The organism is Microbulbifer variabilis, assembly GCF_023716485.1.
Taxonomy (GTDB): Bacteria; Pseudomonadota; Gammaproteobacteria; order Pseudomonadales; family Cellvibrionaceae; genus Microbulbifer; species Microbulbifer variabilis_B.
In genome coordinates, this window is the sequence record NZ_CP092418.1 from 4,815,704 (window position 1) to 4,838,779 (window position 23,076).

Consider the following 23,076-nt stretch of genomic DNA (forward strand, 5'->3'; position numbering starts at 1 on the left):
TTCCTGAACGGGATAAGATGCTTTCAGTGAGTACAGCCACAACTTCGACCAACGCTAGCGGAGCTGATGCACTGTTTATTTGGCGGCAATATACTCTTGGGCCCTCAATCTAACTGAGATTTTCCTCTTGCAAGGCGTGCTGAACTGCCGGGCGCGCTGCCATACGTTCCTGAAAAGCCTGTAACCTGGGCCAACGTGTCATATCAAAATCCTGCACCTTGAGCCAGCGGTTTATCAGGTAGAGATACGCATCCACGACAGATAAAGAATTCCCCAGCAGGTAGTCGTTCTGTAGCTGCTCTTCAATATAATCCATGCGACGTAGAATCCTTTCCCGAGCTTTTTTCTTTTCTTCCTCAGTGCCTTTCCAAAACAGGGGCAAGAAAGATTTATGAACCTCCGCGCTAATAAAATTCAACCACTCCAACAAGCGGTAATGGTCCAAAGTGCCCAACGGTGGCGCCAAACCGGCATCGGGCTTTTGCTCGGCGAGAAACTGCATAATAGCGACGCCCTCTGTGAGTAACTCACCCCCCTCTAGCTGCAGTACTGGTACATAGCCCTTGGGGTTAACTCTATAAAAGTCGTCGCCGTTTTCCAGGGTATGCGTCTTTAGATCCACTTTGCAGAGTTCGAGATCAATACCCGCCTCCAGGGCGACGATATGTGGGGATAGAGAACAGGCTCCTGGCGCATAAAAGAGTTTCACGGTGACCCTCCTGAGTGGACTGTGCGGCATCGGGCAATATAGGCGCCTACTGGCTTCACAAGGCGCTATTTTTTGCGAATCCAGTGATCTAGGCTGAAGCGCCCAGCACCCGCGCAGGCGAGAATCAGGTAGCCTCCAGCAATGGTGATGTTCTTCATAAAGCTGGTCATCTCTGCGGGATCGCCTGGTGAGTAATGCACCATCCAGGCACTAGCCAGACAGAAGAGAAAAAGAATCACTGCGGAAAAGCGGGTAAAGAATCCGAGCAATATCGCCAGGCCACCGACCAGTTCTACGATAATCACCAAGGGAAGTAACAGGGCGGGGATTCCCATGGAAACCATAAAGGCTTCCGTCATTTTGTAGCCGCCGATCTTATTCCAGCCGGCAAAGATAAACAGCAGGGACATTAATACCCGCCCGACAAGTTTAGAGGTATCACATAACAGGGGATGATGTGCCACGGCCTTCTCTCTTCTTTAACTGTTACATTGGGCTCTACCTGATGCCTCCAGTGTAGTTGGGAAGCCATATCGAAATGGGGGCGATGCCGACAGCAATGTATTCCACTAAGAGAAACTTGCACCGCAATTGAGAGTCAGACGAGGCGGAAATTAACGAATGACAGTTTCGGCAGGCGCGGAAAAGTTGTTGTAGATATAAATAGAAAATGCGGTTGTACCGCACTGAGGAGCCGTTACAATTGCGCGCCCCCAACCAGGGCGCAGCCGGCGGTATCTATACCTGACACCCCTGTGCCCAGAGCCCTGTCAGGGAAACTCGAGTGGGCCCCTGCGCGACTACACTAACGGCACACTCAGCAACTGATAATTTCGCCCGTAAAAGCATCGCTTTTGAGGGGTGGGCAAGGCCCCGCAATTCTTATCCCTGGAGTCCACGCACGGCATGGAAGTCTATTACACCTTTTGTTTTCTTGCCGCGGTGTCGGTCTTTCTCGGTTTCCTAAATCAGTATGTGCTGCGTGCGCAAACCACAATTGCCATCACCACTGGGGCCCTGGCCTTGTCGCTCATTGTCACCGGCCTGGGCAAATTGGGGATAGTGGAGTTGCGCACCTGGGCCGACCAACTGCTGCCGTTGCTTAACCTGGAAGACATCCTACTCAAGGGAATGCTGGGCTTCCTGCTCTTCGCCGGCAGTTTGCATATCGACCTGTTGGAATTGCGCAATCAAAAACTGGAAATTGGCTTGCTGGCAATCGTTGGTACTTTGATTTCCACCTTTGCGGTGGGCGGCCTACTGTATTGGTTCCTCATGTTGATCAATATGCCGGTAGCCTTCATTTACTGCCTGTTATTCGGTGCCTTGATCTCCCCCACCGACCCCATCGCCGTATTGGCCATTATGAAAAACCTCAAGGCACCGGAGCAGGTTTCCATTCAGGTGGAAGGGGAATCCCTGTTCAACGATGGCTTCGGTATTGTGGTATTTGCAGTAATTTACGCGGTGGCTTTCGAAGGGGGGCAACCAACTGTACCGGCAGTGGCAGAGCTATTCGTGCTGGAAGCGATTGGGGGGATTCTGCTCGGCTTGATTATCGGAGGGCTGTTCCACTGGCTGATCTGTTGCACCGACGACCACAGCCTGGAGCTGTTGCTCACTCTGGTCATTCCAACTGCCGGATTCTCATTGGCCAATATCCTCGGTGTCTCCGGTGCCCTGGCGATGGTAGTGAGCGGAATTATTATCGGCAACTTCACCCGCGAGCGCGGCTTTTCCAGGGTGAGCCAGCACGAACTGGATAACTTCTGGAATATCACCGAGGATTTCCTCAACGGACTGCTGTTCCTGTTGGTGGGCCTGTTCCTGATTACTATCGATCTGCGCCCGGCGGACTACCTGCTAATGGTGGCGGGGATTGTCATCGTACTAATGGCACGAGTCCTGGCTGTGGGGGTGCCCTTCCTGTACCTGAAAAGGCGCCGCAGCTACCACCCTTACACCAACCGGATATTGATCTGGGGTGGTCTCAAAGGCGGCCTGGCCCTGGCCCTGGCCATGTCCATCCCCTCTGGCAGTGCTTTTGTTCAGGGGCAGGACCTGCGCTACCTATGGGTGGTTATGACCTATGGCGTAGTGCTCTTTTCTATTGTGGTGCAGGGCTCTACCATAGCGCCATTAATACGCCGCAGTCGCGAATTTGCCGAACCGGAAAGCGCGCCCGCCAGCGATCAGCAACACACTGCTAACTAGCGATAATCGATCAATGGAACACTCTAACTTCCTTGTTGAAGCCGTCATCTTTATGGGGGCCGCGGTTATCGCTGTGCCTATCGCCACACGCCTGGGCCTGGGTTCCGTACTCGGATACCTACTGGCCGGGGTGGCCATTGGACCCAGCGCACTGGGCCTGGTGGGGGATGCCAGCGATGAAATGCATGTGGCCGAATTCGGCGTAGCGTTGATGCTGTTTTTGATCGGCCTGGAGATGCAACCTAAAAAGTTGTGGCAAATGCGCGGCGCCATCCTCGGCACCGGCAGCGCGCAACTACTCCTGACCGCTGCTGCAGTGGCGGCAATAGCGCTGTGGTTATTCGACATGAGCTGGCGCACCGGCGTAGCGATCGGTTTGATCCTGGCCCTGTCCTCCACCGCTATCGTCTTACAGTCCCTCAATGAAAAAGGGCTTCTCAAAACTCAAGGCGGGCGCAGTGCCTTTGCGGTGCTGTTACTCCAGGATATCGCTGTAATCCCCATTCTCGCCCTGCTGCCACTGCTCGCAGGTACTACCGCCGAATCCCACGCCAGCGGCTTGGAGGGATGGGGATATGCCGCTGCGGTTATTGCCACCATCGCCGCCTTCGCTATCACCGGCCGCTATCTGCTGGGACCGCTGTTACGCCTGGTAGCTGGCAGCCAGGTACGCGAAATGTTTACCGTTACCGCTCTGCTGATTGTCTTTGCTGCAGCGGCGGTAATGAGCTGGCTCGACCTATCACCGGCTTTGGGCACTTTCCTCGCCGGAGTACTGTTGGCGGAGAGTGAGTTTCGCCACGAACTGGAGGCAGATATTGAGCCGTTCAAAGGATTGTTACTGGGACTTTTCTTTATCGCCGTAGGCGCCAGCCTGAACTTTGCGCAGATCGCGCAAAACCCACTGCTGTTGTTTGGCCTGGTAGTAGCCCTGGTAGTGGTGAAATTTGGCGTTCTGTTCCTATTGGCAAGGTTTCTGCGCATGTCCAAGGGCGAAGATTGGTTATTCGCTCTATCCCTGGCCCAGGCGGGAGAATTTGGCTTCGTTTTGGTGTCCTTTTCCACTCAAATCCAAGTACTCGACGCCGAGGCCAGCAGCTTGTTGGTAGCACTGATCGCCCTGACTATGGCGCTCACACCGATTCTGTTACTGGTATTTGAAAGGTTTATTCAGCCGCGTTTTCTTATCGGCCCGGAAGCCCCACAGGCAGTCGAACACGAACCACCGATGGATTCCAATTCACCGGTCATCATCATCGGTTACGGCCGTTTCGGCCAGATTGCCGGACGCCTGCTCAATGCCTGTGGTTTTAGCACCACCCTACTGGAGCGCAACGCCGAACAGCTGGATTTAGTTCGTCGCTATGGTATTGAGGCCTATTACGGTGATGCCACGCGGGAAGACCTACTGCGCGCCGCCGGCGCCGCCCAGGCACGCTTGGTGATACTCACATTGAGTGATCAGGCCGCGTCTTTGGAGATCATCGCGCAGCTGCAAAAACACTTTCCGCACTTAAAGATTCTCGCGCGGGCGCGCAGCCGTATGCACCAATACGCGCTGATGGAAGCCGGGGTAAAATATATTTTTCGCGAGACCGTCGATCCCGCCTTGGCAATTGGTGAGAAGGCCCTGGAGCTGCTGGGACTCAGCCCCTTGCAAGCGCGCCGCGCTGCACGCAAATTTAAACAGCACGACCAGCGTATGCTGGAGGCACTGTTTCCCTACTGGCGCGATGAGGCACAGCATATCGCGCAAAGCCGTATCTATCGTGAACAACTCTTGCAGGCTCTACAAGAAGACCGCCGCGATAGGGACCTGCATCTGGACCATTACTGGGAAGAGGCGAAAGTGGAGACCGAAAGGTCTTAATTGGCCACTGCCTGTGCCGATAAAAGACTTAGGAACATAGCGCCAAGATAGCTTTTACCCAGATTAAGGTATTGGCTGACGGCGCAAACTTTTGAGCGCAATGTGGTTGAGTGCGACTTAGTGGCCAACTGCGGAGCTGTGATCGAGCACAGCGATCACAGCCCGACCTGGTATCAGAGTTTCACTCACATGTCCCTTTCCACACAAATCCTTGGCTAATAAAATATCGCCAGCTCTAAAAATATGCTGTTCGCCAGAGCTGGTCGTTATTTTCACCTCACCTTCCAGATAAAAAATAAACTGCTCTCGTGGCGCGCAGTGCCAATCAAAAATCTGATGCTCATCGAACTCGCGAAAATATATTTGCCGCACCTGATAGGGATCAGAATAATCCCCAAGTGGCTGATGGTTCTTCTGGATTATTTTCCGCTCTTTAAAGGTAGATACGCCATCAACACTTAGCAGCTCTATATACTTCATACCTTTCCCAACCTATTGCGAATATTGATCCGGGAAAACTTCTATTCCTTAGACAAAATACTGGCCTCTATCAGATCAACTTCGAGCACTAATTTTCTGTGCAACTCATCATCAATCTCCCGGCTCACACGGAGTTCCAAAAGACGCTGTCGCTCTGCGGCCAATGCCGCCAGACGAAAACGGCGTTCCACCCGTGCCCTCAACCATACCGTCTCGCCCGCTTCATCATCACCGATGTTGATGCGCCGACGGTATATCTCCAGCAGGTGATCGATCGCCTCGTAGGCAATCTCTTTATTTTTCCAGTGTACATCTATTTCTTTACGCAAACTGATCAGACGATGTTCCGCGGCCTTAGCGGCAGAAACCCTTGCTCCCTTTTCATCGCCAATCGCCGCAAGACTGGGCGTATCCGGTAAGCGCCTAAGAAGGAATGGTAAGAAAATACTGGCAACCAATAATGAAATCAGAATTACCCCCATAGCTATCGCTATAGATGCTTCACGGCCAGGCAATGGTTTGCCATCAGGCATTAAAAGAGGCATTGAAAATGCACCAGCAAGAGTGATAGCCCCACGCACACCAGCCACGCTCAACACACTGACCAGAGCAAATTGAGTAGAGAGAGAGGGAAGGTTGCGGCGAAAGCGCGAGAGATAAAGCGATACCCAAACCCAGATAAAACGCAGCATCAAAAGAACAAAAGAAATTGCCAGGACATACAATACAATCCAACCTAATCCAATATCCTGAGCCCAACTCGAATCTACATCGATAAGGCGCACCAGCTGTTCTCCCAGCAGCACGAAGATAATGCCATCGAGCACAGTTTGTACGGTATTCCAAACTGCTCTACGGTCCATCCGTGTAGCGGATTTTTCTGAACCATGCAGGCTGGTGTAATGAGTGGCAATTCCCGCACTTGCAGCAGCAAGAATTCCCGACACACCTACACTTTGACCGGCTTGGTAGGCGGCAAAAGGGACCAATAAGCTTACCAAAATCTGGATCGCCGTATCCTCACCGCGAAGGTACACCAACCAGCGCAACAGATAGCCACAGATAAATGCCACCCCCGCACCTATGGCAACCCCTCCTATGGCAACCCAAAAAAAACCGGTTACGGCCTGTGGAAAAGAAAAACTGCCAGTCATCGCCGCAGCCAAAGCAATACGAAAGATATCCAGCCCAGAGGCATCATTAAATAATGATTCTCCAGCAAGAATATGCTCAAGCCTTGGGGGAATATTATTGGTGCCCTGCACAACCGATACGGCCACAGGATCCGTGGGGGCAAGTATTGCCGCTAGTGCAAATGCCATGGCGATCGGCATAATCGGCAACAACCAAGCGATAAAAAACCCCATGCCAAATACGGTAAATATTACCAGCCCTACAGCCAAGGTAATTATCGAACCTAGATCCCTGAAAAGAGCACCCTTGGGAATGCGCCAGCCAGCCAAAAAAAGCAAAGGTGGAATAAAAAGCAGAAAAAATATTTCTGGGTCTAATGGTATTTTTATGCCGAACACGGCGCCGAGAAGAACACCGCCTAAAATTTGAATAAGAGGCAAGGGAACAGGAAAAGGCAAAACTCTAGCGACAATCAGGCTGAGCGCCACTACCAGCAATAACAGCAGAGCAACAACGAGATAGTGCATCGCCCACTCATATTCCTTTGAAAGACTGCGGCACTGCAATTTTCAACCCGACTTAACAGGTCAGCCATTCCGCCAGTATAGGAAAGAGGATTACCGAGGCTTCACAAAGTCATTCAAAGCGTGGGCTTTAGCGCCTAAGCAAAATCACAGACGCTTAAAGAAACAAAGATCCCCACAAGAGGGAAAAGAGTTAACCGAAACGGTGTAAACCTAACAATTAATTTCGAACAGGCACCTCTGGTATCGGTAGAGAGATACTCTCTAGAGAGAGTTCATTAAAAATAGGGAAAGATTGTTATTAACCTAAGGTCTTTCTCATAAATTAGAGTTCCTTGTGCATAATTTTGGGAAAACTGGATTCATTTAAAGAATACTTATCCACGTCAACAGCCACCTGCTACCGTAGGGTAAATTTTAATGTTAATAATACTCCCTATCTTACCCACCGGATAAGAACACAGATCAGGTAACAGAGTACCTGTGGAAAACCAGAGGATAATAATCAATCCAGCCAAAAAAATATTAACAGGCCTCTATTTAAACCCGACTAACTGGCGAGAAAATCACTCAGCAACCGATTAAACCTCTGTGGCGCTTCAAGAAATAGGAAGTGACTGCCTCCATCTTCAGCCTCGATAATCTCCAACCGAGAACTTTTAATTTGTTGATGAATCCATTGCTGGCATTCTACTGGGTGAGGGCTGGCACGGCCGAAGGCGATCAAAGAGGGTTTTTCAATTCTGGGGATAAAATCGCGCCAATCTCGAGTAACATTGTCAATAAACAGGCGCGCCGCCAGAGCGCGCGGGAACTGCAAATTGACCCCAACCAGCTCTTCCCTTTGATCCTGTGTCATTGCCGGAGTCACCATTGACATCAAAATGTCACGGGTTGCCTGCTCGCCCTGGGAGCTACGCAGTTGACCTGTAAACTGGAAGAGCTGTTCGGCAGTGAGGATTGCACCGGCCTGCAAACGCTCTTGTTCAGACCAATAAGGCTGGGCAAGTAAGGCGGCGGGTTCATCAATAAAAATCAGTTTGGAAACTCGCGTATCGCCAAACATCTCCAGGTAATTCCAGATCACCGAAGCACCGGCCGAGTGGCCAAGTAGATAGAGAGGGGCCGGGTCCAGGGCTGTGATCAACTCCTGTAAGTCCTTCGCCAAGCGGGCAATACGGTAGCCATACAAGGGTTTTTCTGACTGACCGTGGCCGCGCATATCGAGAGCAATGACTCGGTAGCGATCACATAAACCGGCAAGTTGATGCTTGAACAGGGCCGCCCCTTGAGACCAACCGTGCAGTATCAGTAGAGTCGGACCAGTCCCGGCACACAGATAGCTGAGCTTTACCCCATCCGACGTGGTAAAGCTAAAGCGCTGCGTGGATTTGTTCATAAGCCATCCATGGCCTTGGAGAGTTACTCTACCGTCACCGACTTAGCCAGGTTCCTAGGCTGATCAACATCGGTACCTTTCAGCAACGCCACATGATAGCTGAGTAACTGCAGAGGCACTGTGTAGAGGATAGGTGCCAAGCTCTCTGGGGAGTCCGGCACTTCAACCACAGTGATCCCTTCCTCGCTGGTGAAGCCGGCCTTAGGGCTGGCAAAGACAAACAGCTGTCCACCGCGCGCACGCACTTCCTGCAAGTTGGACTTAAGCTTTTCCAACAGCTCGTTGTTGGGGGCCACAACAATTACTGGCATATCCGCATCTACCAATGCCAGCGGGCCGTGCTTGAGCTCACCTGCCGGATAGGCTTCTGCGTGGATATAAGAGATTTCCTTAAGCTTTAATGCACCTTCAAGGGCGATGGGGAACTCGACACCACGGCCGAGGAACAGCGCATGGTTCTTCTCCGCAAAAGCCTCGCTAGTATGCTGAACCAGTGCATCGAGATCAGTAAATTCTTCCATCAGCTTCGGCAGCTGATGCAGCGCACTCACCAGTTCCGCCTCACGCTCACTGGGGAGGCCGTTGGCCTTGGCCAATGCAATACTGAATAACTGCAGGGCCACCAATTGGGTGGTGAAGGCTTTAGTTGAGGCCACACCAATTTCCGGGCCCGCTTCCGTCATCAGCGAAAGTTCAGACTCACGCACCAGAGAACTGTTGGGCACATTGCAGATCGTCATAAAACCCAGGTAGCCAAGTTTTTTGGCCTGACGCAGAGCTGCCAGGGTATCCGCAGTTTCGCCAGACTGAGAAATAGTCACAAACAAAGTACCCGGACGCACAACGGTCTTGCGGTAGCGGATCTCACTTGCCACTTCCACCGAGCAGGGCACTCCCGCCCAGTCCTCCAACCAATAGCGCGCAACCATGCCTGCGTGGTAGCTGGTGCCGCAAGCGACGATCTGCACCTGTTCTACCTTGGGTAAAATTTCCTGGGCGAGGCTACCCAGTGCCTGGGACAAGACCGTACGCTCTCCAATACGCCCAGCCAGAGTCGCTGCTACAACTTCAGGCTGTTCGAAGATTTCCTTCTGCATATAGTGGCGATAGCGCCCTTTGTCGGCAACGTCGTGGCCCCTATCCAGCTTATGCACCGGGTGGCTCACTTCTTCGCCCTGCTTATTGCGAACGGAAATTCCGCTGCGACGCACTTCCGCTACATCCCCCTCTTCGAGGAAAATAAAGCGATCGGTAACCTGGCGCAGTGCCATTGGGTCTGAAGCGATAAAGTTCTCCTCAATGCCAACCCCCAAAACCAAGGGGCTGCCGTAGCGCGCACAGGCCAGGACCTCGGGCTCCTCACTACTGATCACAGCGAGCGCGTAAGCGCCCTCAAGCATCTTGGTAGCCTTGCTTACTGCATCCACTAACCCATGGCCATTGGTACTCAAAGAATGAACTAAGTGAACCACCACCTCAGAATCGGTATCCGAGGCAAATTCATAGCCCTTAGCCTGAAGATCCTCACGCAAGGATTGGTGATTTTCAATGATCCCGTTGTGAACTAGGGTAATATGTCCGGACATATGGGGATGGGCATTTTCGTCGGAAGGCACTCCATGGGTTGCCCAGCGAGTGTGGGCAATTCCCTGGAGGCCCTCAGCAGGCTCGGTCGATAACTTGGCCTCCAGGTCTGCGACCTTGCCCAAGCTCTTACGCAGCTGTAGCTGGCCATATTCATCGCGAAGGCAGACGCCCGCAGAATCATAGCCCCGGTACTCCAGGCGGCGCAGGCCCTCAAGAAGAATGCCCGTCACATTACGCTGGGCCAGTGCCCCAACAATCCCACACATATCGATTTCCTCTCAAATTCCTAAAAGTCTTTTGCTTATTCTTTCGCTAGTCACCGGCAACAGGTTTTGGGGATGCACAAATCACCCGCACGCCCATATCCTTCAGTTTCTCCTGGGCACTCTCTTCCAAACCAGAATCCGTCACCAGTACATCGACTTGTGACCAGGATAGTTCCTGGTTGGGGATGCGCCTGCCAACCTTGCTGGATTCCGCCAACACCACCACTTCCCGTGCAACTTCCGCCATCACCCGGGAAAGACCTATTTGCTCGTTGAACGTACAAGTGCCGCGCTCCAGATCTATGCCATCGGCACCGATAAAAGCTCTGTCGAAGTCGTAATCGCGTAAAACCTGCTCTGCCACCTTGCCCTGGAAGGCCTCGAAGTGGGGGTCCCAGGTGCCGCCTGTCATTAACAGGGTTGGCTCGTTTTCCAGCTCCCGCAGGGCATTAGCCACATGCAAAGAGTTGGTCATGACCACGAGGCCACGCTTAGATTCCAGCTCGGGAATCATCGCCGCAGTCGTGCGGCCGTAATCGATCACGATGCGATGATGATCGGGAATCAAGGCCGCTGCGGCACGGCCAATAGCGCGCTTCACTTCCGATGGCCCATCCTCCACAACCAACTCTCGTGGAACCGGTATGGCACCACCACGCCGACGCAGCAGCAGGCCGTGGTTTTCCATCGCAGTAAGGTCCTTTCGAATCGTAACTTCTGAAGTTTCGAAACGCCTTGCTAAATCTTCGACACTGGCCTCCCCAGTTTCATTCAAAAGACTCATAATCCCATGGCGGCGCTGTTGGGTATTGCGTTTCGACATAACATGCTAACTTTCATTTCGAAACTTAAAGATAGCAAAATGAAAGATAAATTCCCACAGGAATTTCAAAAAGGCAGAGTCCCAACAGGGAAACAGCAGAAATGATGCCGCTACTCAGGTGGAAAGCGCGGCTAGCATCGCCTGGAGAAAGCGCGCCAGTTCACCACCCGTCACCGCTCGATGATCAGCACTAATAGAAAGCGGCAACAGTGGCCGCATAGCCGGCCAACGGTCTATGACGACGACTCCTTGGCAAACCCTGCCCGCACCGACAATGGCCACCGTAGGGGGCAACACAACGGGTGTCGCATAGCGCCCGGCAATAGCACCAAAGTTGGACAAGAGAATCGTTGCGCCCTGCAAATCGCTCTGGGCGATTCCGGTCTCCCTGGCCTGATGCTTGAAGTCGGCCACCTGGGCCATCAGTGATTCATCTGATCGCGTGGCTACATCTTTGAGCACAGGGACATACAGGCCTCGCGGGGAATCTACCGCCAATCCGATATTGACGGGCTGTTGAGGAGACAGCTGATCATCTTGGAAATACGCATTGAGGGTAGGCTCCGCAGAACAGGCAGACTGCACAGCGCGAATCAGTCTCAATAATGCCGGTTCGCTGCCCCACCAACTGGAGATATCCGCATCATCACATAGGGTAATCTGCGCCACCTGGTCCCTAGCGCGGCTCATGGATAGGCCCATGGCACGCCGAGCCGGGGACATAATTTCCCCAGGCTCTTGAGCTTTTACCAAATCCCTCTCAGGCAAAGGCTTCCATGTATTTTGCTCAGCTTGACCGGTAGCTATTTCCGCGGCACTAAATTTTGCCCCCGCGGCAGAGCGCACCTGTGCAGCTGTGATCACTCCCCCGTCCGTGGAGAGCTTTTCCAAATTCACCCCCAGGCGCCGAGCTAGGGCACGAACCGAGGGTGTTGCCAGCCGTTTAGGCCCCTCAGTAAGGCCCTGCTCGGCGCCGAGGACATCTTCACTCTGTTCGAGCTTCCCAACCACCGTTCCACTGTCGGCCCGCGACCGACTAGGTGCCGATGCGCCGCACACTTTTTCCTTTTCAGGTTCTTCCTGAATGACAGACTCTTTGGGGGAAGAAACTTCAGCAGGCACTGCTGATTGCGATGTCTCTTGGCTACTGCCTTCAGCGACAAAGCCCACTAAGGGCTCACCCACATTGACGGTTTGATCCGGCTCTGCAAACAGCTTTTCTATTCTGCCTCCCCATGGAGCTGGAACTTCTACCAGAGCCTTGGCGGTCTCAACGGTTACCAGGCTTTCGTGGGCGATAATTTCATCTCCTTCATGTACATGCCATTCCCGCACTACTGCATCCGGCAACCCCTCACCGAGGTCGGGCAGGGTAAAAATTTTCATGCCGCCCCTCCATTTGCGTATTCGAGCACTTCCCGCACTGCCGTCATAATTCGCGGCACACCGGGTAGGTAGACATCTTCAAGCTGGTAATAGGGCATCACCGTATCGAACCCCGTTACTCTTTGTACCGGTGCATGCAATAGATCGAAGGCGTATTCATTGATCTGTGAAGCCACCTCCGCACCCAGACCACAAAAACGTGCGGCTTCATGTATCAAGACACAGCGGTGGGTTTTCTCCAAGGAATCAATAATGGTGTGAATATCCAGGGGTTTTAGAGTGGCGAGATCGATCACCTCCGCTTCGATGCCTTCAGTGGAGAGCTGCTCGGCAACCTGCAGGGTCTCCTTCAGCAAAGCTCCCCAGGCGATCAAGGTGATATCACTGCCCTCTCGCAAGACAAAGGCACGGTCCAGCGGCAGAGCCTCACCATTGTCGACGACTTCCTGGCGCACAGCACGATAGATCCTCTTGGGTTCGAGAAAGACAACCGGGTCAGGATCGCGGATCGCCGCCAGTAACAATCCATAGGCCCGTGCCGGAGAGGAAGGCACCACTAAGCGCAATCCGGGAATATGGGCGAACAGGGCCTCAGTGCTCTCCGAATGATGCTCTGGTGCATGGATTCCGCCTCCATAGGGGGCCCGGTAGACAATCGGGCAGGAGAGACGGCCGCGAGTGCGATTGCGATAGCGCGCGGCGTGGCTGAGGATCTGATCGAGACCGGGATAGATAAACCCCATAAACTGAAATTCCGCCACCGGTCGCAGGCCCTGCACCGCCATACCAATCGCAATCCCGGCAATCATATTTTCCGCCAGCGGAGTATCCAGTACCCGTTCATGGCCAAAACGCGCCTGCAGGCCATCGGTAGCACGAAAAACGCCGCCGTTCAGTCCCACATCCTCACCGAAAACAACCACCTTGGGGTCTCTCTGCATTTCGAAAGCGAGCGCCTGGGTAATCGCTTCGACCAGGGTAATTTGCGCCATCAGCTGTCCCCCTGCAATTGTTGGTATTGCTCGATAAAGGCCTCGGGCAAGGTTCCATAGAGGTGATCGAAAATAGCCGTAGACTTATCTCGAGGAGTTTGCCGATACACCCGCACTGCCTCCTCCAGCATCTCCTTCAACTCCCGCTGTAATTCCTCTTCCTGTGAATCTCCCCAGATACCCAGGCTTTCCAAATAGATTCTCAGCCGCCTGAGCGGCTCCCTACCCCAAGCTTCTTTGACGCCCTCTTGTGGTTGGTAGCGGCTGGCATCATCCGCAGTGGTGTGATCGCACAGACGATAAGTCACCGCCTCAATCATTGAAGGCCCGCCACCTTCATGGGCCAGTTGCAGCGCCTCCAACACGGCCTGATACACAGCGATAACGTCGTTGCCATCAACCTGTAAACTGGGGATACCGGCGGCGATTGCCTTCTGCGCGAGGGTCTTACAAGCAGTCTGCCCAGAACGGGGTAGGGAGATGGCCCACTGGTTATTATTGATCACCACCACCAGCGGCAACTTCCAATCCCCTGCCAGGTTGATGGCCTCATAGAAGTCTCCCTTGGAAGTGGCGCCGTCACCGCCACTGGTAACCGCCGCGCGTATAGGCTCCCCCAGCTGCTCGTGTTTATATTTGAGCGCAAAGGCAACGCCGGCTCCATGCAACATTTGCGTGGCAATAGGTACGCTTAGCGGTAGATCCTCGCATACGTGGCGATAGTTCTGGCCGCGTTCATCTCCTCCCCAAATAGCGTAGATTTCCTCTATACGCACACCGCGCTCCAAAAGAGCACCGGTTTCCCGGTAATTGGGGCAGTAGACGTCTTCTTTTGCCATGGCGGCACCGACGCCCACACCGATCGCTTCCTGCCCAAGACTGGATGGGTAGGTACCGAGTTGACCGGTGCGCTGCATCTTCACCGCGCGATCATCGACCATACGCGCCAGGGTCATTTGCCGGTATAGGGAAACCAGAGTATCCGGGGTAGCGAAATCGGGCAGCGCCTGCGTAGTCTGTCCTGACTCATCCAGATACTGTAAAGAAGCGATATCAAAGCTGGCGAGCAGCTGCATTCTGGGCTTGTGCATCGGGCCATTCCTTTTGTTCCCGAAGCGCAAGTTTAATGGAAAGGAGATATCCCACCGGGTGGGAGGAGTGAAATCCCGCCGGAATTCGATTTTCCAGCGGGTTTCCCCTTTTAGGAAGGGTAAAAACTAATTTCGTTTAATGGGACGTTCCCAACCGGTGATATTGCGTTGCTTGCCCCGCGCAACGGCCAGCTCTTCACTACCCACCTCCCGGGTAATGGTGGAGCCCGCTCCTATGGTGGCACCACTGCCAACTTTCACCGGAGCAACCAGAGCGGTATTGGAACCAATAAAGGCGCCGTCACCAATTTCAGTAAGGGACTTATTCACACCATCGTAATTACAGGTGATGGTGCCGGCACCGATATTCACAGACTCACCCACGACTGAATCCCCTACATAGGAGAGGTGATTAATCTTGCTGCCGACTCCCACTTTGGCCTTTTTGGTCTCTACAAAGTTACCCACCTTGGCTCCGTCAGCCAGCTCGGTGCCAGGGCGCAGGCGAGCAAAAGGACCAATGGTACAAGCTTCACCCACATGGGCACCTTCAATGACAGAATTGGCCTCTACACGGGTGCCATCCGCCAGACGGCAATCTTTTAGCAGGCAATTGGGGCCAATCTGTACCCCCTTGCCCAGTAAGACATCACCTTCGAAGATACAGTTGATATCAATGGATACATCGGTATCGCATTCGAGGCTGCCACGGATGTCGATCCGGGCTGGATCGAGCAAAGTGACACCGGCATTCATCAGTGCCACTGCGCGGGTATGTTGTAAGGCCCGCTCCATCTGAGCCTGCTGGGCGCGGCTGTTGACACCGGCGACTTCCAGCGTGTCACTGGCACGCTCGCCCGTCACCGCGATCTCCTCACTCACAGAACGTGCGATGACATCGGTCAGGTAATACTCGCCCTGGGCATTCTCACAAGACAACTCAGGTAACCAACGAGCCAGCAGATCTGCCGGCGCCGCCAGGATACCGGTGTTCACCTCACTAATAGCCAGTGTATCGGCATCCGCATCTTTCTCTTCTACAATCGCCCGCACCCGACCCGACGTATCGCGCACTATGCGCCCATAACCGGCCGGATTGGCCATTTCTACCGAGAGCAGGGCTGGGCCATGATCCGCAGCCGACAGCAGGGACTGTAGAGTTCCCGCCCTGACCAATGGCACATCACCATAAAGTACCAACACGGTGGCACCCTCGCGGAACTGAGGGATAGCCTGTGCCACAGCGTGGCCGGTGCCCAGCTGTTCCGTCTGCTCAACAAACTTCACACCACTATCGGCAAAGCGCTGACGTACCTGGTCTGCGCCGTGTCCGACAACCACGGTAATTTCAACACCCTGCAACTGTCGCGCCGTCTCAATGACATGCCCCAACATGGGAATTCCGCCAATCGGGTGCAGCACTTTGGGCAAGTCCGATCGCATACGGGAACCTTTGCCCGCAGCCAAAATTACTACGTCAATAGTCATAATGGTCTGAAATCTCACTAACTCCTTAAATTTGTCAGCATTGTGGCTACTAGTCAGTTGTAACTCAACCCTATGTAACAGCTTGTCGCTTAACTCATCATGATTGCCGCCGGACGGCAATCCCGGTAATTTAGCCTCCTGAAGATCAATACGTTGCCCATTACAACAGTACAGTCAGAGCCAACGCAGACAATGCGGTGGAGGGAAATTGTCCATGAATACAATCGAGCAAAAAAAAACACGGCGCCATTTATTGGCCCTGGCAGCGCTTATGCTGTCCCTGCCCCTGGGAGCCGTAGCAGAAGCCGAAGGCGCTGAGGAACAAGAAGGAGATAAGGCAAAAGCCCAATCCTGGGATATCAACAAGCCGCCCTACGATTTTAAACCGATCCAGTTGGACACCCGCGAGACTACCTGGAGCAACCTAGATATCAGCCCAGATGGCAAAACCATCCTGTTCGATATGCTCGGCGATATCTACACTGTGCCCGTCGCCGGTGGTGAAGCTGTAGCCTTGACCAATGAAATCGCCTGGAATATGCAGCCTCGCTTCAGCCCAGATGGCAAGACTATTGTGCTTATCAGCGACCGAGACGGCGCCGACAATATCTGGCTCATGGATCGCAATGGAGAAAACCTACGTCAGCTCACAACTGAAAAGGAAAACCTGCTGCACTCGCCGAATTGGAGTCCAGATGGCCAGTACCTGGTGGCACGCAAAGGATTTATGTCCGGGCGCAGTATCCCCGCCGGTGAGATCTGGATGTACCACTATGGTGGAGGTGAAGGCCGCCAACTGAAAGAGCGCATTGGTGGCGATATCGCCCAGAAAAACATTGCCGACCCGGCTTTCTCCCCAGATGGACGCTACGTCTATTACTCCATCGACACCACACCGGGTACCGTATGGGAATACAATAAGAACTCCACCAAGGAAATTTTTGCGATCAAGCGCTACGACCTGCAGGACGGTGAAGAGGAAACCTTTATCTCCGGCCCCGGCGGTGCAGTAGCTCCTGTACCCTCTCCAGACGGCAGCAAGCTGGCCTTTATCCGACGCCAGGACAACCAAACTTCCCTATTTCTGAAAGATTTGGATACTGGGCTGGAAACCCCTGTTTACGCCGGCCTTGAGCGAGACCTACAGGAAATTTTCGGCCCTCATGGTAACTACGTTCAATACGACTGGATGCCCGATGGTGAGTCATTGGTCGTTTGGACTGGCGGTAAATTCCTACGTATCTCCATCAACGGCGACAGTGTTGCGCCGATTGCGGCTCATGTGAAGGTCGAGAAACAGGTCGCGGATGCGGTGCGCTTCCCTGTGGAAGTAGCCCCGGATACCTTCGATGTGAAAATGATTCGCTGGGCGCAAAAATCCCCCAATGGCAAGCAGGTCGCTTTCCAGGCCTTGGGCAAAATTTATATCCAGGATATTGCCAGCGGTGAACGCCGCCGGCTGACCCGCCAGGACGACCACTTTGAATTCTATCCCAGCTGGTCCCGCGATGGTCGCGAGATCACCTATGTCACCTGGGACGACCAAAAACTCGGCCATGTGCGTGTAGTATCCGCCCGCAGCGGTCGCGGCAAGAACATCACCAAACAGCCCGGCCTCTACGTAGAGCCGAGCTTCTCCCCCAGTGGTGACACCGTGGCCTACCGCCGCTTTACCGGCGGTTACCTACTCAGCCCCGAGTACTCTTTAGAACCGGGTATCTACCTGGCAGACGTCAACGGCAAATGGCAACGCCGGGTCGTGAAGTCCGGCTATGAGCCGCACTTCGGTGCCAGCGAGGACCGTATCTATTTCTCCGAGTACCAACACGCCGGCGGCGGCAAGCGCGTATTGAAGAGCACCAACCTGGAAGGCAAAGATGAGCGTGAGCACCTGCACGGTGCCGAGATTACCTCCTTCCGCCTGTCCCCAGACGGCAAGTGGGTCGCCTTTACCCAAGACTTCAAAGCTTTCGTCGCGCCTTTTATGCACACCGGCAAGTCCGAGGTGATCGGCCCTAATAGTAAAGCGGTCAAAGTCACCCAGGTATCCAAGCGCGCCGGTGAAAACCTGCATTGGTCTGCCGATAGTGACACCCTAGGCTGGGCACACGGGCCCAAGCTGTTCGAGCGGGAACTGAAAGACGCCTTCGAATTTGTCGCCGGCGCTCCGGAGGAACTACCAGAGCCGGTTTCTGAAGGCATCGACCTGAGCTTTGAGCAGTCCTTCGACAATCGCGCTGGCCTCGTTGCCCTCACCGGTGGCAAAGTCGTCACTATGCGCGATGCGGAGAACACCCGCGAAATTATCGAGGATGGCGTGGTTCTATTCCGGGGCAACCGCATTGTCGCGGTGGGCCCAGCTGCAGAAGTTGAAATTCCCGCCGAGGCGAAGCGCATCGATATCACCGGCAAAACTGTATTGCCAGGGCTGATTGACGCTCATGCCCACGGCGCTCAGGGTCGCGAAGAAATTATCCCGCAGCAAAACTGGAACCTGTTCTCCAGTCTGGCATTTGGCGTGACCACGATTCACGACCCCTCCAATGACAGCAGTGAGATATTCTCCGCCGCAGAAATGCAAAAGGCCGGTCTGATTACCGGACCGCGTATTTTCTCCACTGGCACCATCCTCTATGGCGCCAAAGGTCCAGGCTACAAAGCCAAGATCAATTCCCTGGAGGACGCTCAGTTCAACGTCAACCGCCTCAAGGAAATGGGCGCCATCTCGGTGAAGAGCTACAACCAGCCCCGCCGCGACCAGCGCCAGCAAGTGCTGCAGGCAGCCCGCGAAGCCGGCATTATGGTAGTGCCCGAGGGCGGCGGTAAGTACCAGCACAATATGAACATGATTGTGGACGGGCACACCGGTATCGAGCACTCACTGCCGATCGCCAATGTCTACGGCGATGTGGAGCAACTGTGGAGCCAAACCCAAGTGGGTTATACACCGACCTTCGTTGTGGCCTACGGCGGCCTCTGGGGTGAGGAGTACTGGTATGACCGCACCGAGGTATGGAAGAACGAGCGCTTGACCCGCTTTACCCCCGATTTTATCGTTAACCCCCGCTCTATCCGTCGCCCCACTGCGCCGGATGCCCACTACAACCACTTTAATGTGGCCCGTCAGGCCAAGCAGCTGCGCGACGAAGGTGTCACCGTACATATCGGCGCCCACGGTCAGCGCGAAGGACTTGGAGCGCACTGGGAGATGTGGATGATGGAGCAGGGCGGCTTTACCCCCTGGGAAGCCTTCCGCGCCGGTACCATCGATGGTGCCCGCTACTTGGGTATGGACGGTGATATTGGCAGCATTGAGACTGGTAAGCTGGCTGACCTGATCGTGGTTGACGGCAACCCCTTGGATAACCTGCGTCTGTCAGAGAACATTACCTACACGGTAATTAATGGCCGTGTGTTCGAGGCAGAAACCATGAACGAAGTCGGTGCTGGCGAACGCTTGGCATTCTTCCACGAACGCCTGCCTATCAGCGCTATGCCCGCTCCTACGGCAGAGGCGGTACAAGAGAAAATGGAACGCCACCACTGGGTACATTAATTCCCAGAGTCTTAGTTTGTATCCGGTGGCTTCCGCCGGATACAACTTCTAGGGCGCGGAGAACTATCAAAGCGCCCAATTACCTATCTCTTATAACCCTACTAAAGAGGGTTTTCGGCTAGAGCAAATTATTGGTGATATAGCCATATTTCAAAAGGCCCACAAATACGGCCCCGCCAAAGGTATTACCCAACGTGGCTAAGATTTGAAAGCGCAGTACTTCCATCAAACCTACCGAGCCATCACCACCTATCCAGGCACTAAATATTGCTACGGCTCCTGCTACACAATGCGGCAGACTGCCCAGACCGATTAGAAAGGTCACTATTACAATAACCATTATTCGACTAATGGTGTCAGTACTGGATGAAACCAGCCAACCGAGTAAACCCATTAGCCACCCAGCCAAAATTACACCAAGACATAACGCACTATTATTCGTACTAATCAGCTTTTGACCATAGTAATCAAAACCTGCTGAAACAATGTTTTGACTGACTGAGACATAACCCACCAGTATCAACGCAAATAAAAAAGTGCCAATCATATTGCCGAGATAAATGAATCCCCAGATACGCCCCAGATTACGCAAACGCTGCCTTCTATTAGTAACTGGTAAAATTGCCAATGTCGTATGTTCGGTAAAAAGATCCGTGCGTCCTATAATGACCAAAATAAAGCCAACCGGGTAACTCATCGACAACACAAGGAGTAACGCCGATTTATCCAGCTCTTCATGAAAACTGCTAAACAGCGCCATCATCAAGAAAACTAAAACCAATTTCCAATCCCGCAGCAATAGATGGCCATAACAGAGAGCGACTATCACGTTCATATTCATGCAGGCTGGCTGGCATCCATCTGTCCACACAAAACCACCCGTTCACTCTTGGGTCTATCGCTATTGATACTCATAGAAAATCAGAATGGGAGATGAAAAAAATCACATCATGGGAAGACGCGACACAGCATTCAGGATAGCTGCTTTGGACTTGAACAAGGCCCTAACTAGCCTCGCCATTAAATTAAAAAAATCATAAAATATGGGGTAATTATTCACTCTAAATAATTACAGGTGAACTTCAAATACACTCAATACTTGTCTCCAGACTTTAACTCTCATGCATTAAAAATGCCTCGTATAGCGAGGCTTTACATAGTAATCTCAAAAAGTGATAACTAAACTTCATTAACCTCTTCTATTAGAGCTTTATCCAATGCATGCGCTCGCTGGAAAGCTTCACGTTTAGATAAGCACTCAACATACTCCTGAAACTCTATTCGCTTCTCTATAGTGCCAAACTGAAGCCCCCATTCTAACTGGGCACCTATATAAACATCCGCTGCAGTAAAACGCTCACCGAGAATATAGGGGCCGGACTTAATCACCTTAGAAAGTGTGTCTAATGCCAACTGATAGGAACCGTAACCGAGCATTAGCTGCTTGTCTGCACCTGCCTCTTCCCCAAAGATATATTTATTCACAATGGCAGATTCCATAGGGCCAGCCGCAAAAAACATCCAGCGATAAAAGCTCGCTCTCTCATCGTCATTCATTGGCGCCAATTCTGACTCAGGGAACACTTCCGCCAAGTAAACACATATAGCTGAAGCTTCTGTAATAATTCTCTCACCATGAACCAGAGTAGGTACCTTACCCATTGGATTAATAGCAAGGTATTCGGTGGTCTTCATAGGTTCACCGTACTCAAGTACCTCTGTACGATAAGATAAGCCCAATTCTTCTAGCATCCAGCGCACTATGCATCCGCGGGACTGGGGATTAGTATATAAAATCAAATGATCTGACATGATTCTCTCCCTGAAAATGGAGAGAATAGTTTATTTTAATATTATTATTTTTCGAGAGACTTTTGCGCCAGTAGGGAGGTTCTTGCTGTGTGATTAGAATAATCTTGTAAATAATTAAGCTTTTAAAAATTTGATAAGGCTAATTTTTCATCACAGCCATTCAGCCAACTCTATCGTGATGTATTCAGGACCCTCAATGTATACCAACTTTCTGCTCAAATACTCTATAATCTGACCACGAACATGAACTCCATTTTTCTTCAAGTAGCCCACAGAAAACTCGATATCATCAACCCTCAAGCAAAGATGGTTATAGCCAGGTCTTGCCAGATTTAATAAATTGGAATCAGAAAATATCCTTGGTGTACGGAAGTGTAACAACTGAATTTCAAATCTTGGCTCAGCATTCTTCAAAACCATTGTTAAATGGTCTGCCTGAACATTGGGGACCTCCAGATATTTAGAGATTTTATCTCCTGAAATAACATCAGTGATCTCCAATTCAAAATCTAATAATTCAAAGAATTTTTGGCTTTTTTCCAAATTGGTGACAGCGATGGTTACATGATCAGGATTCTTTATCATCGACTAATCCTCCACTCTCTCTATCGATTCCTGGAAATTGCTCTACCAATTCTCTCGTACTGTTGGAGTAAGTTGGGCATACTCTCGGCGCCAATATATTCTTTTGAATTTTCGGCAAATCCTTTCCAATGAAAAGGAAACATCACTTCCACCTTGGAATTTGAAATAGCAAAGTTATAAGCTTGTCGAGCTCGAGAAATAAGTTGTGCCTCTGATAAAATTCCATAATCTCGATTAGTGGTCTTGAACCCTCTCGGAATTAAATAATATTTAGCATCCATATGCTGAGTTTTATGCATCAATTTTTCAACAATTTCGTCCTGAAAGTTCACCCCAACATAGTGATCAACACCGAATAAATTGTAGTTCTCTGGTACGATTAGCTGGAATCTAGCCTGACTCACAGTGTTGTGTGTAAATGTAATAGCAAGTTTTGCCTTAGGGAAATCTCTCCTTATCAATTCTCCAATCTCCTCAAGGTAATTTTTCAAATCTTTATCCGGTAACAGAGATCTTTGGAAGGGTTCATCTAGCGGATCAAAAGCGTAAATAATATCTTTAAAAGGCAGCAACTCTTGCCTGGCTTTTTCCCATCTATCCAGATAATCCTCCTGCTTACTTTTCCCAAAATCCTTAAAAAAAATAGGGGCCAAAGCCACCCAGATCTTTAACCCATGCTTCCTGGCAATTGCCATTAGGTCTTTATCGAAGTACCAAATATCAACGAAAGTAGAGAATCTTGCGACTTCAGGAATATCATCTTCATCCCAACCAGAGTGATAAAACCCAAATTCTTTTAGGTGGCTTGGCACCCTATTTTTCTCAGGAGTAATTCCTGTGACAAAAATATTACCGGGAATATAAAAAGGCTTGGTGTTACTGAGATATTCGGCGGGGGTGGGGGCGTCATAAAATTGAGAGTGGCTATTTACACCCAAGAACAATAAAAAAAATGTCAGAAAAATCGAAATTTTTCGAAATGAGGCCTGATACAACTTATTGAAAACCATAAATCAGCGCCACTTTAAATTGAATGAATACATTTGGCTAATTAAGCCAATATCCAGTATAGAAAAGGCACGGAGAAGAGAAACAAGAATAGGGATAATTACAGGGAGGCTTATTCAAGATGCAAAAAAAGCAGCCGAAGCTGCTTTTTT

Annotated in this window: 18 protein-coding genes; 3 read left to right on the forward strand and 15 right to left on the reverse strand. The window is 51.8% G+C overall.

All coding sequences use genetic code 11. From position 1 onward, the window contains the following. Nucleotides 1-109: 109 nt before the first annotated feature. Both gstA and MJO52_RS21100 read right to left on the reverse strand, forming a co-directional pair. Entirely contained in the window at nt 110-709 is a 600-nt protein-coding gene (gene gstA, locus MJO52_RS21095; RefSeq protein ID WP_252083930.1) for a glutathione transferase GstA, read from the reverse strand. Between the two features lie 65 nt (nt 710-774). Further along, nucleotides 775-1,173, reverse strand: a complete 399-nt coding sequence (locus MJO52_RS21100) for a DoxX family protein (protein ID WP_252083931.1) — start codon at nt 1,171-1,173, stop codon at nt 775-777. A 442-nt stretch (nt 1,174-1,615) separates the two neighbouring features. Here MJO52_RS21100 and MJO52_RS21105 point away from each other — a divergent pair, with 442 nt between their 5' ends. Beyond that, a complete protein-coding gene (locus MJO52_RS21105; RefSeq protein WP_252083932.1) occupies nt 1,616-2,923 on the forward strand; it encodes a cation:proton antiporter in 1,308 nt (435 codons plus the stop codon). A gap of 13 nt (nt 2,924-2,936) precedes the next feature. Further along, nucleotides 2,937-4,793, forward strand: coding sequence for a monovalent cation:proton antiporter-2 (CPA2) family protein (locus MJO52_RS21110; RefSeq protein WP_252083933.1), 1,857 nt, complete (start codon nt 2,937-2,939; stop codon nt 4,791-4,793). A gap of 117 nt (nt 4,794-4,910) precedes the next feature. Here the strand turns inward: MJO52_RS21110 and MJO52_RS21115 are convergent, their stop codons facing one another. The 9 genes from MJO52_RS21115 to glmU all read right to left on the reverse strand — a co-directional run bounded on the left by MJO52_RS21115 (nt 4,911) and on the right by glmU (nt 15,963). Next, nucleotides 4,911-5,273: a cupin domain-containing protein gene (locus tag MJO52_RS21115; RefSeq protein WP_252083934.1), complete on the reverse strand. Its 363-nt coding sequence runs from the start codon at nt 5,271-5,273 to the stop codon at nt 4,911-4,913. A 41-nt stretch (nt 5,274-5,314) separates the two neighbouring features. Further along, nucleotides 5,315-6,934, reverse strand: a complete 1,620-nt coding sequence (locus MJO52_RS21120) for a Na+/H+ antiporter (RefSeq protein WP_252083935.1) — start codon at nt 6,932-6,934, stop codon at nt 5,315-5,317. Nucleotides 6,935-7,481: 547 nt separating this feature from the next. Then, entirely contained in the window at nt 7,482-8,330 is an 849-nt protein-coding gene (locus MJO52_RS21125) for an alpha/beta fold hydrolase (RefSeq protein ID WP_252083936.1), read from the reverse strand. A 23-nt stretch (nt 8,331-8,353) separates the two neighbouring features. Continuing rightward, nucleotides 8,354-10,183, reverse strand: coding sequence for a glutamine--fructose-6-phosphate transaminase (isomerizing) (gene glmS, locus MJO52_RS21130; protein WP_252083937.1), 1,830 nt, complete (start codon nt 10,181-10,183; stop codon nt 8,354-8,356). A 46-nt stretch (nt 10,184-10,229) separates the two neighbouring features. After that, on the reverse strand, nt 10,230-11,006 hold the full coding sequence (locus MJO52_RS21135; protein WP_252083938.1) for a DeoR/GlpR family DNA-binding transcription regulator: 777 nt from the start codon (nt 11,004-11,006) through the stop codon (nt 10,230-10,232). Nucleotides 11,007-11,120: 114 nt separating this feature from the next. Continuing rightward, the gene (locus tag MJO52_RS21140) at nt 11,121-12,392 is read right to left on the reverse strand and encodes a dihydrolipoamide acetyltransferase family protein (RefSeq protein WP_252083939.1); all 1,272 of its coding nucleotides are present in this window, start codon (nt 12,390-12,392) and stop codon (nt 11,121-11,123) included. After that, complete coding sequence (locus tag MJO52_RS21145; protein ID WP_252083940.1) at nt 12,389-13,384, reverse strand: alpha-ketoacid dehydrogenase subunit beta; 996 nt, start codon at nt 13,382-13,384, stop codon at nt 12,389-12,391. The genes MJO52_RS21140 and MJO52_RS21145 overlap by 4 nt, the downstream gene beginning before the upstream one ends. Further along, nucleotides 13,384-14,475: a pyruvate dehydrogenase (acetyl-transferring) E1 component subunit alpha gene (gene pdhA / locus MJO52_RS21150; protein WP_252083941.1), complete on the reverse strand. Its 1,092-nt coding sequence runs from the start codon at nt 14,473-14,475 to the stop codon at nt 13,384-13,386. Before pdhA ends, MJO52_RS21145 begins: the two co-directional genes overlap by 1 nt. A 126-nt stretch (nt 14,476-14,601) precedes the next feature. After that, entirely contained in the window at nt 14,602-15,963 is a 1,362-nt protein-coding gene (gene glmU / locus MJO52_RS21155; RefSeq protein WP_252083942.1) for a bifunctional UDP-N-acetylglucosamine diphosphorylase/glucosamine-1-phosphate N-acetyltransferase GlmU, read from the reverse strand. Between the two features lie 214 nt (nt 15,964-16,177). Between glmU and MJO52_RS21160 the strand changes: the two genes are divergently transcribed. Then, nucleotides 16,178-19,519: an amidohydrolase family protein gene (locus tag MJO52_RS21160; RefSeq protein ID WP_252083943.1), complete on the forward strand. Its 3,342-nt coding sequence runs from the start codon at nt 16,178-16,180 to the stop codon at nt 19,517-19,519. 118 nt (nt 19,520-19,637) lie between these two features. On the opposite strand, the gene MJO52_RS21165 is transcribed toward MJO52_RS21160, so the two are convergent. The 4 genes from MJO52_RS21165 to MJO52_RS21180 form a co-directional block, all read right to left on the reverse strand. Continuing rightward, on the reverse strand, nt 19,638-20,360 hold the full coding sequence (locus MJO52_RS21165; protein ID WP_252083944.1) for a formate/nitrite transporter family protein: 723 nt from the start codon (nt 20,358-20,360) through the stop codon (nt 19,638-19,640). Between the two features lie 338 nt (nt 20,361-20,698). Then, nucleotides 20,699-21,331, reverse strand: a complete 633-nt coding sequence (locus MJO52_RS21170; RefSeq protein ID WP_252083945.1) for a glutathione S-transferase family protein — start codon at nt 21,329-21,331, stop codon at nt 20,699-20,701. A 150-nt stretch (nt 21,332-21,481) separates the two neighbouring features. Next, nucleotides 21,482-21,916: a VOC family protein gene (locus MJO52_RS21175; RefSeq protein ID WP_252083946.1), complete on the reverse strand. Its 435-nt coding sequence runs from the start codon at nt 21,914-21,916 to the stop codon at nt 21,482-21,484. Between the two features lie 20 nt (nt 21,917-21,936). Then, entirely contained in the window at nt 21,937-22,926 is a 990-nt protein-coding gene (locus MJO52_RS21180; protein ID WP_252083947.1) for a hypothetical protein, read from the reverse strand. Between the last annotated feature and the right edge of the window lie 150 nt (nt 22,927-23,076).

Excerpts from the sequence above, each read along its gene's own strand:
- MJO52_RS21105 (WP_252083932.1), top strand. The coding sequence starts at position 1,616 with ATGGAAGTCTATTACACCTTTTGTTTTCTTGCCGCGGTGTCGGTCTTT.
- MJO52_RS21110 (WP_252083933.1), top strand. The coding sequence starts at position 2,937 with ATGGAACACTCTAACTTCCTTGTTGAAGCCGTCATCTTTATGGGGGCC.
- MJO52_RS21115 (WP_252083934.1), bottom strand. The coding sequence starts at position 5,273 with ATGAAGTATATAGAGCTGCTAAGTGTTGATGGCGTATCTACCTTTAAA.
- MJO52_RS21120 (WP_252083935.1), bottom strand. The coding sequence starts at position 6,934 with ATGCACTATCTCGTTGTTGCTCTGCTGTTATTGCTGGTAGTGGCGCTC.
- MJO52_RS21125 (WP_252083936.1), bottom strand. The coding sequence starts at position 8,330 with ATGAACAAATCCACGCAGCGCTTTAGCTTTACCACGTCGGATGGGGTA.
- glmS (WP_252083937.1), bottom strand. The coding sequence starts at position 10,183 with ATGTGTGGGATTGTTGGGGCACTGGCCCAGCGTAATGTGACGGGCATT.
- MJO52_RS21135 (WP_252083938.1), bottom strand. The coding sequence starts at position 11,006 with ATGTCGAAACGCAATACCCAACAGCGCCGCCATGGGATTATGAGTCTT.
- MJO52_RS21140 (WP_252083939.1), bottom strand. The coding sequence starts at position 12,392 with ATGAAAATTTTTACCCTGCCCGACCTCGGTGAGGGGTTGCCGGATGCA.
- MJO52_RS21145 (WP_252083940.1), bottom strand. The coding sequence starts at position 13,384 with ATGGCGCAAATTACCCTGGTCGAAGCGATTACCCAGGCGCTCGCTTTC.
- pdhA (WP_252083941.1), bottom strand. The coding sequence starts at position 14,475 with ATGCACAAGCCCAGAATGCAGCTGCTCGCCAGCTTTGATATCGCTTCT.
- glmU (WP_252083942.1), bottom strand. The coding sequence starts at position 15,963 with ATGACTATTGACGTAGTAATTTTGGCTGCGGGCAAAGGTTCCCGTATG.
- MJO52_RS21160 (WP_252083943.1), top strand. The coding sequence starts at position 16,178 with ATGAATACAATCGAGCAAAAAAAAACACGGCGCCATTTATTGGCCCTG.
- MJO52_RS21165 (WP_252083944.1), bottom strand. The coding sequence starts at position 20,360 with ATGAATATGAACGTGATAGTCGCTCTCTGTTATGGCCATCTATTGCTG.
- MJO52_RS21170 (WP_252083945.1), bottom strand. The coding sequence starts at position 21,331 with ATGTCAGATCATTTGATTTTATATACTAATCCCCAGTCCCGCGGATGC.
- MJO52_RS21175 (WP_252083946.1), bottom strand. The coding sequence starts at position 21,916 with ATGATAAAGAATCCTGATCATGTAACCATCGCTGTCACCAATTTGGAA.
- MJO52_RS21180 (WP_252083947.1), bottom strand. The coding sequence starts at position 22,926 with ATGGTTTTCAATAAGTTGTATCAGGCCTCATTTCGAAAAATTTCGATT.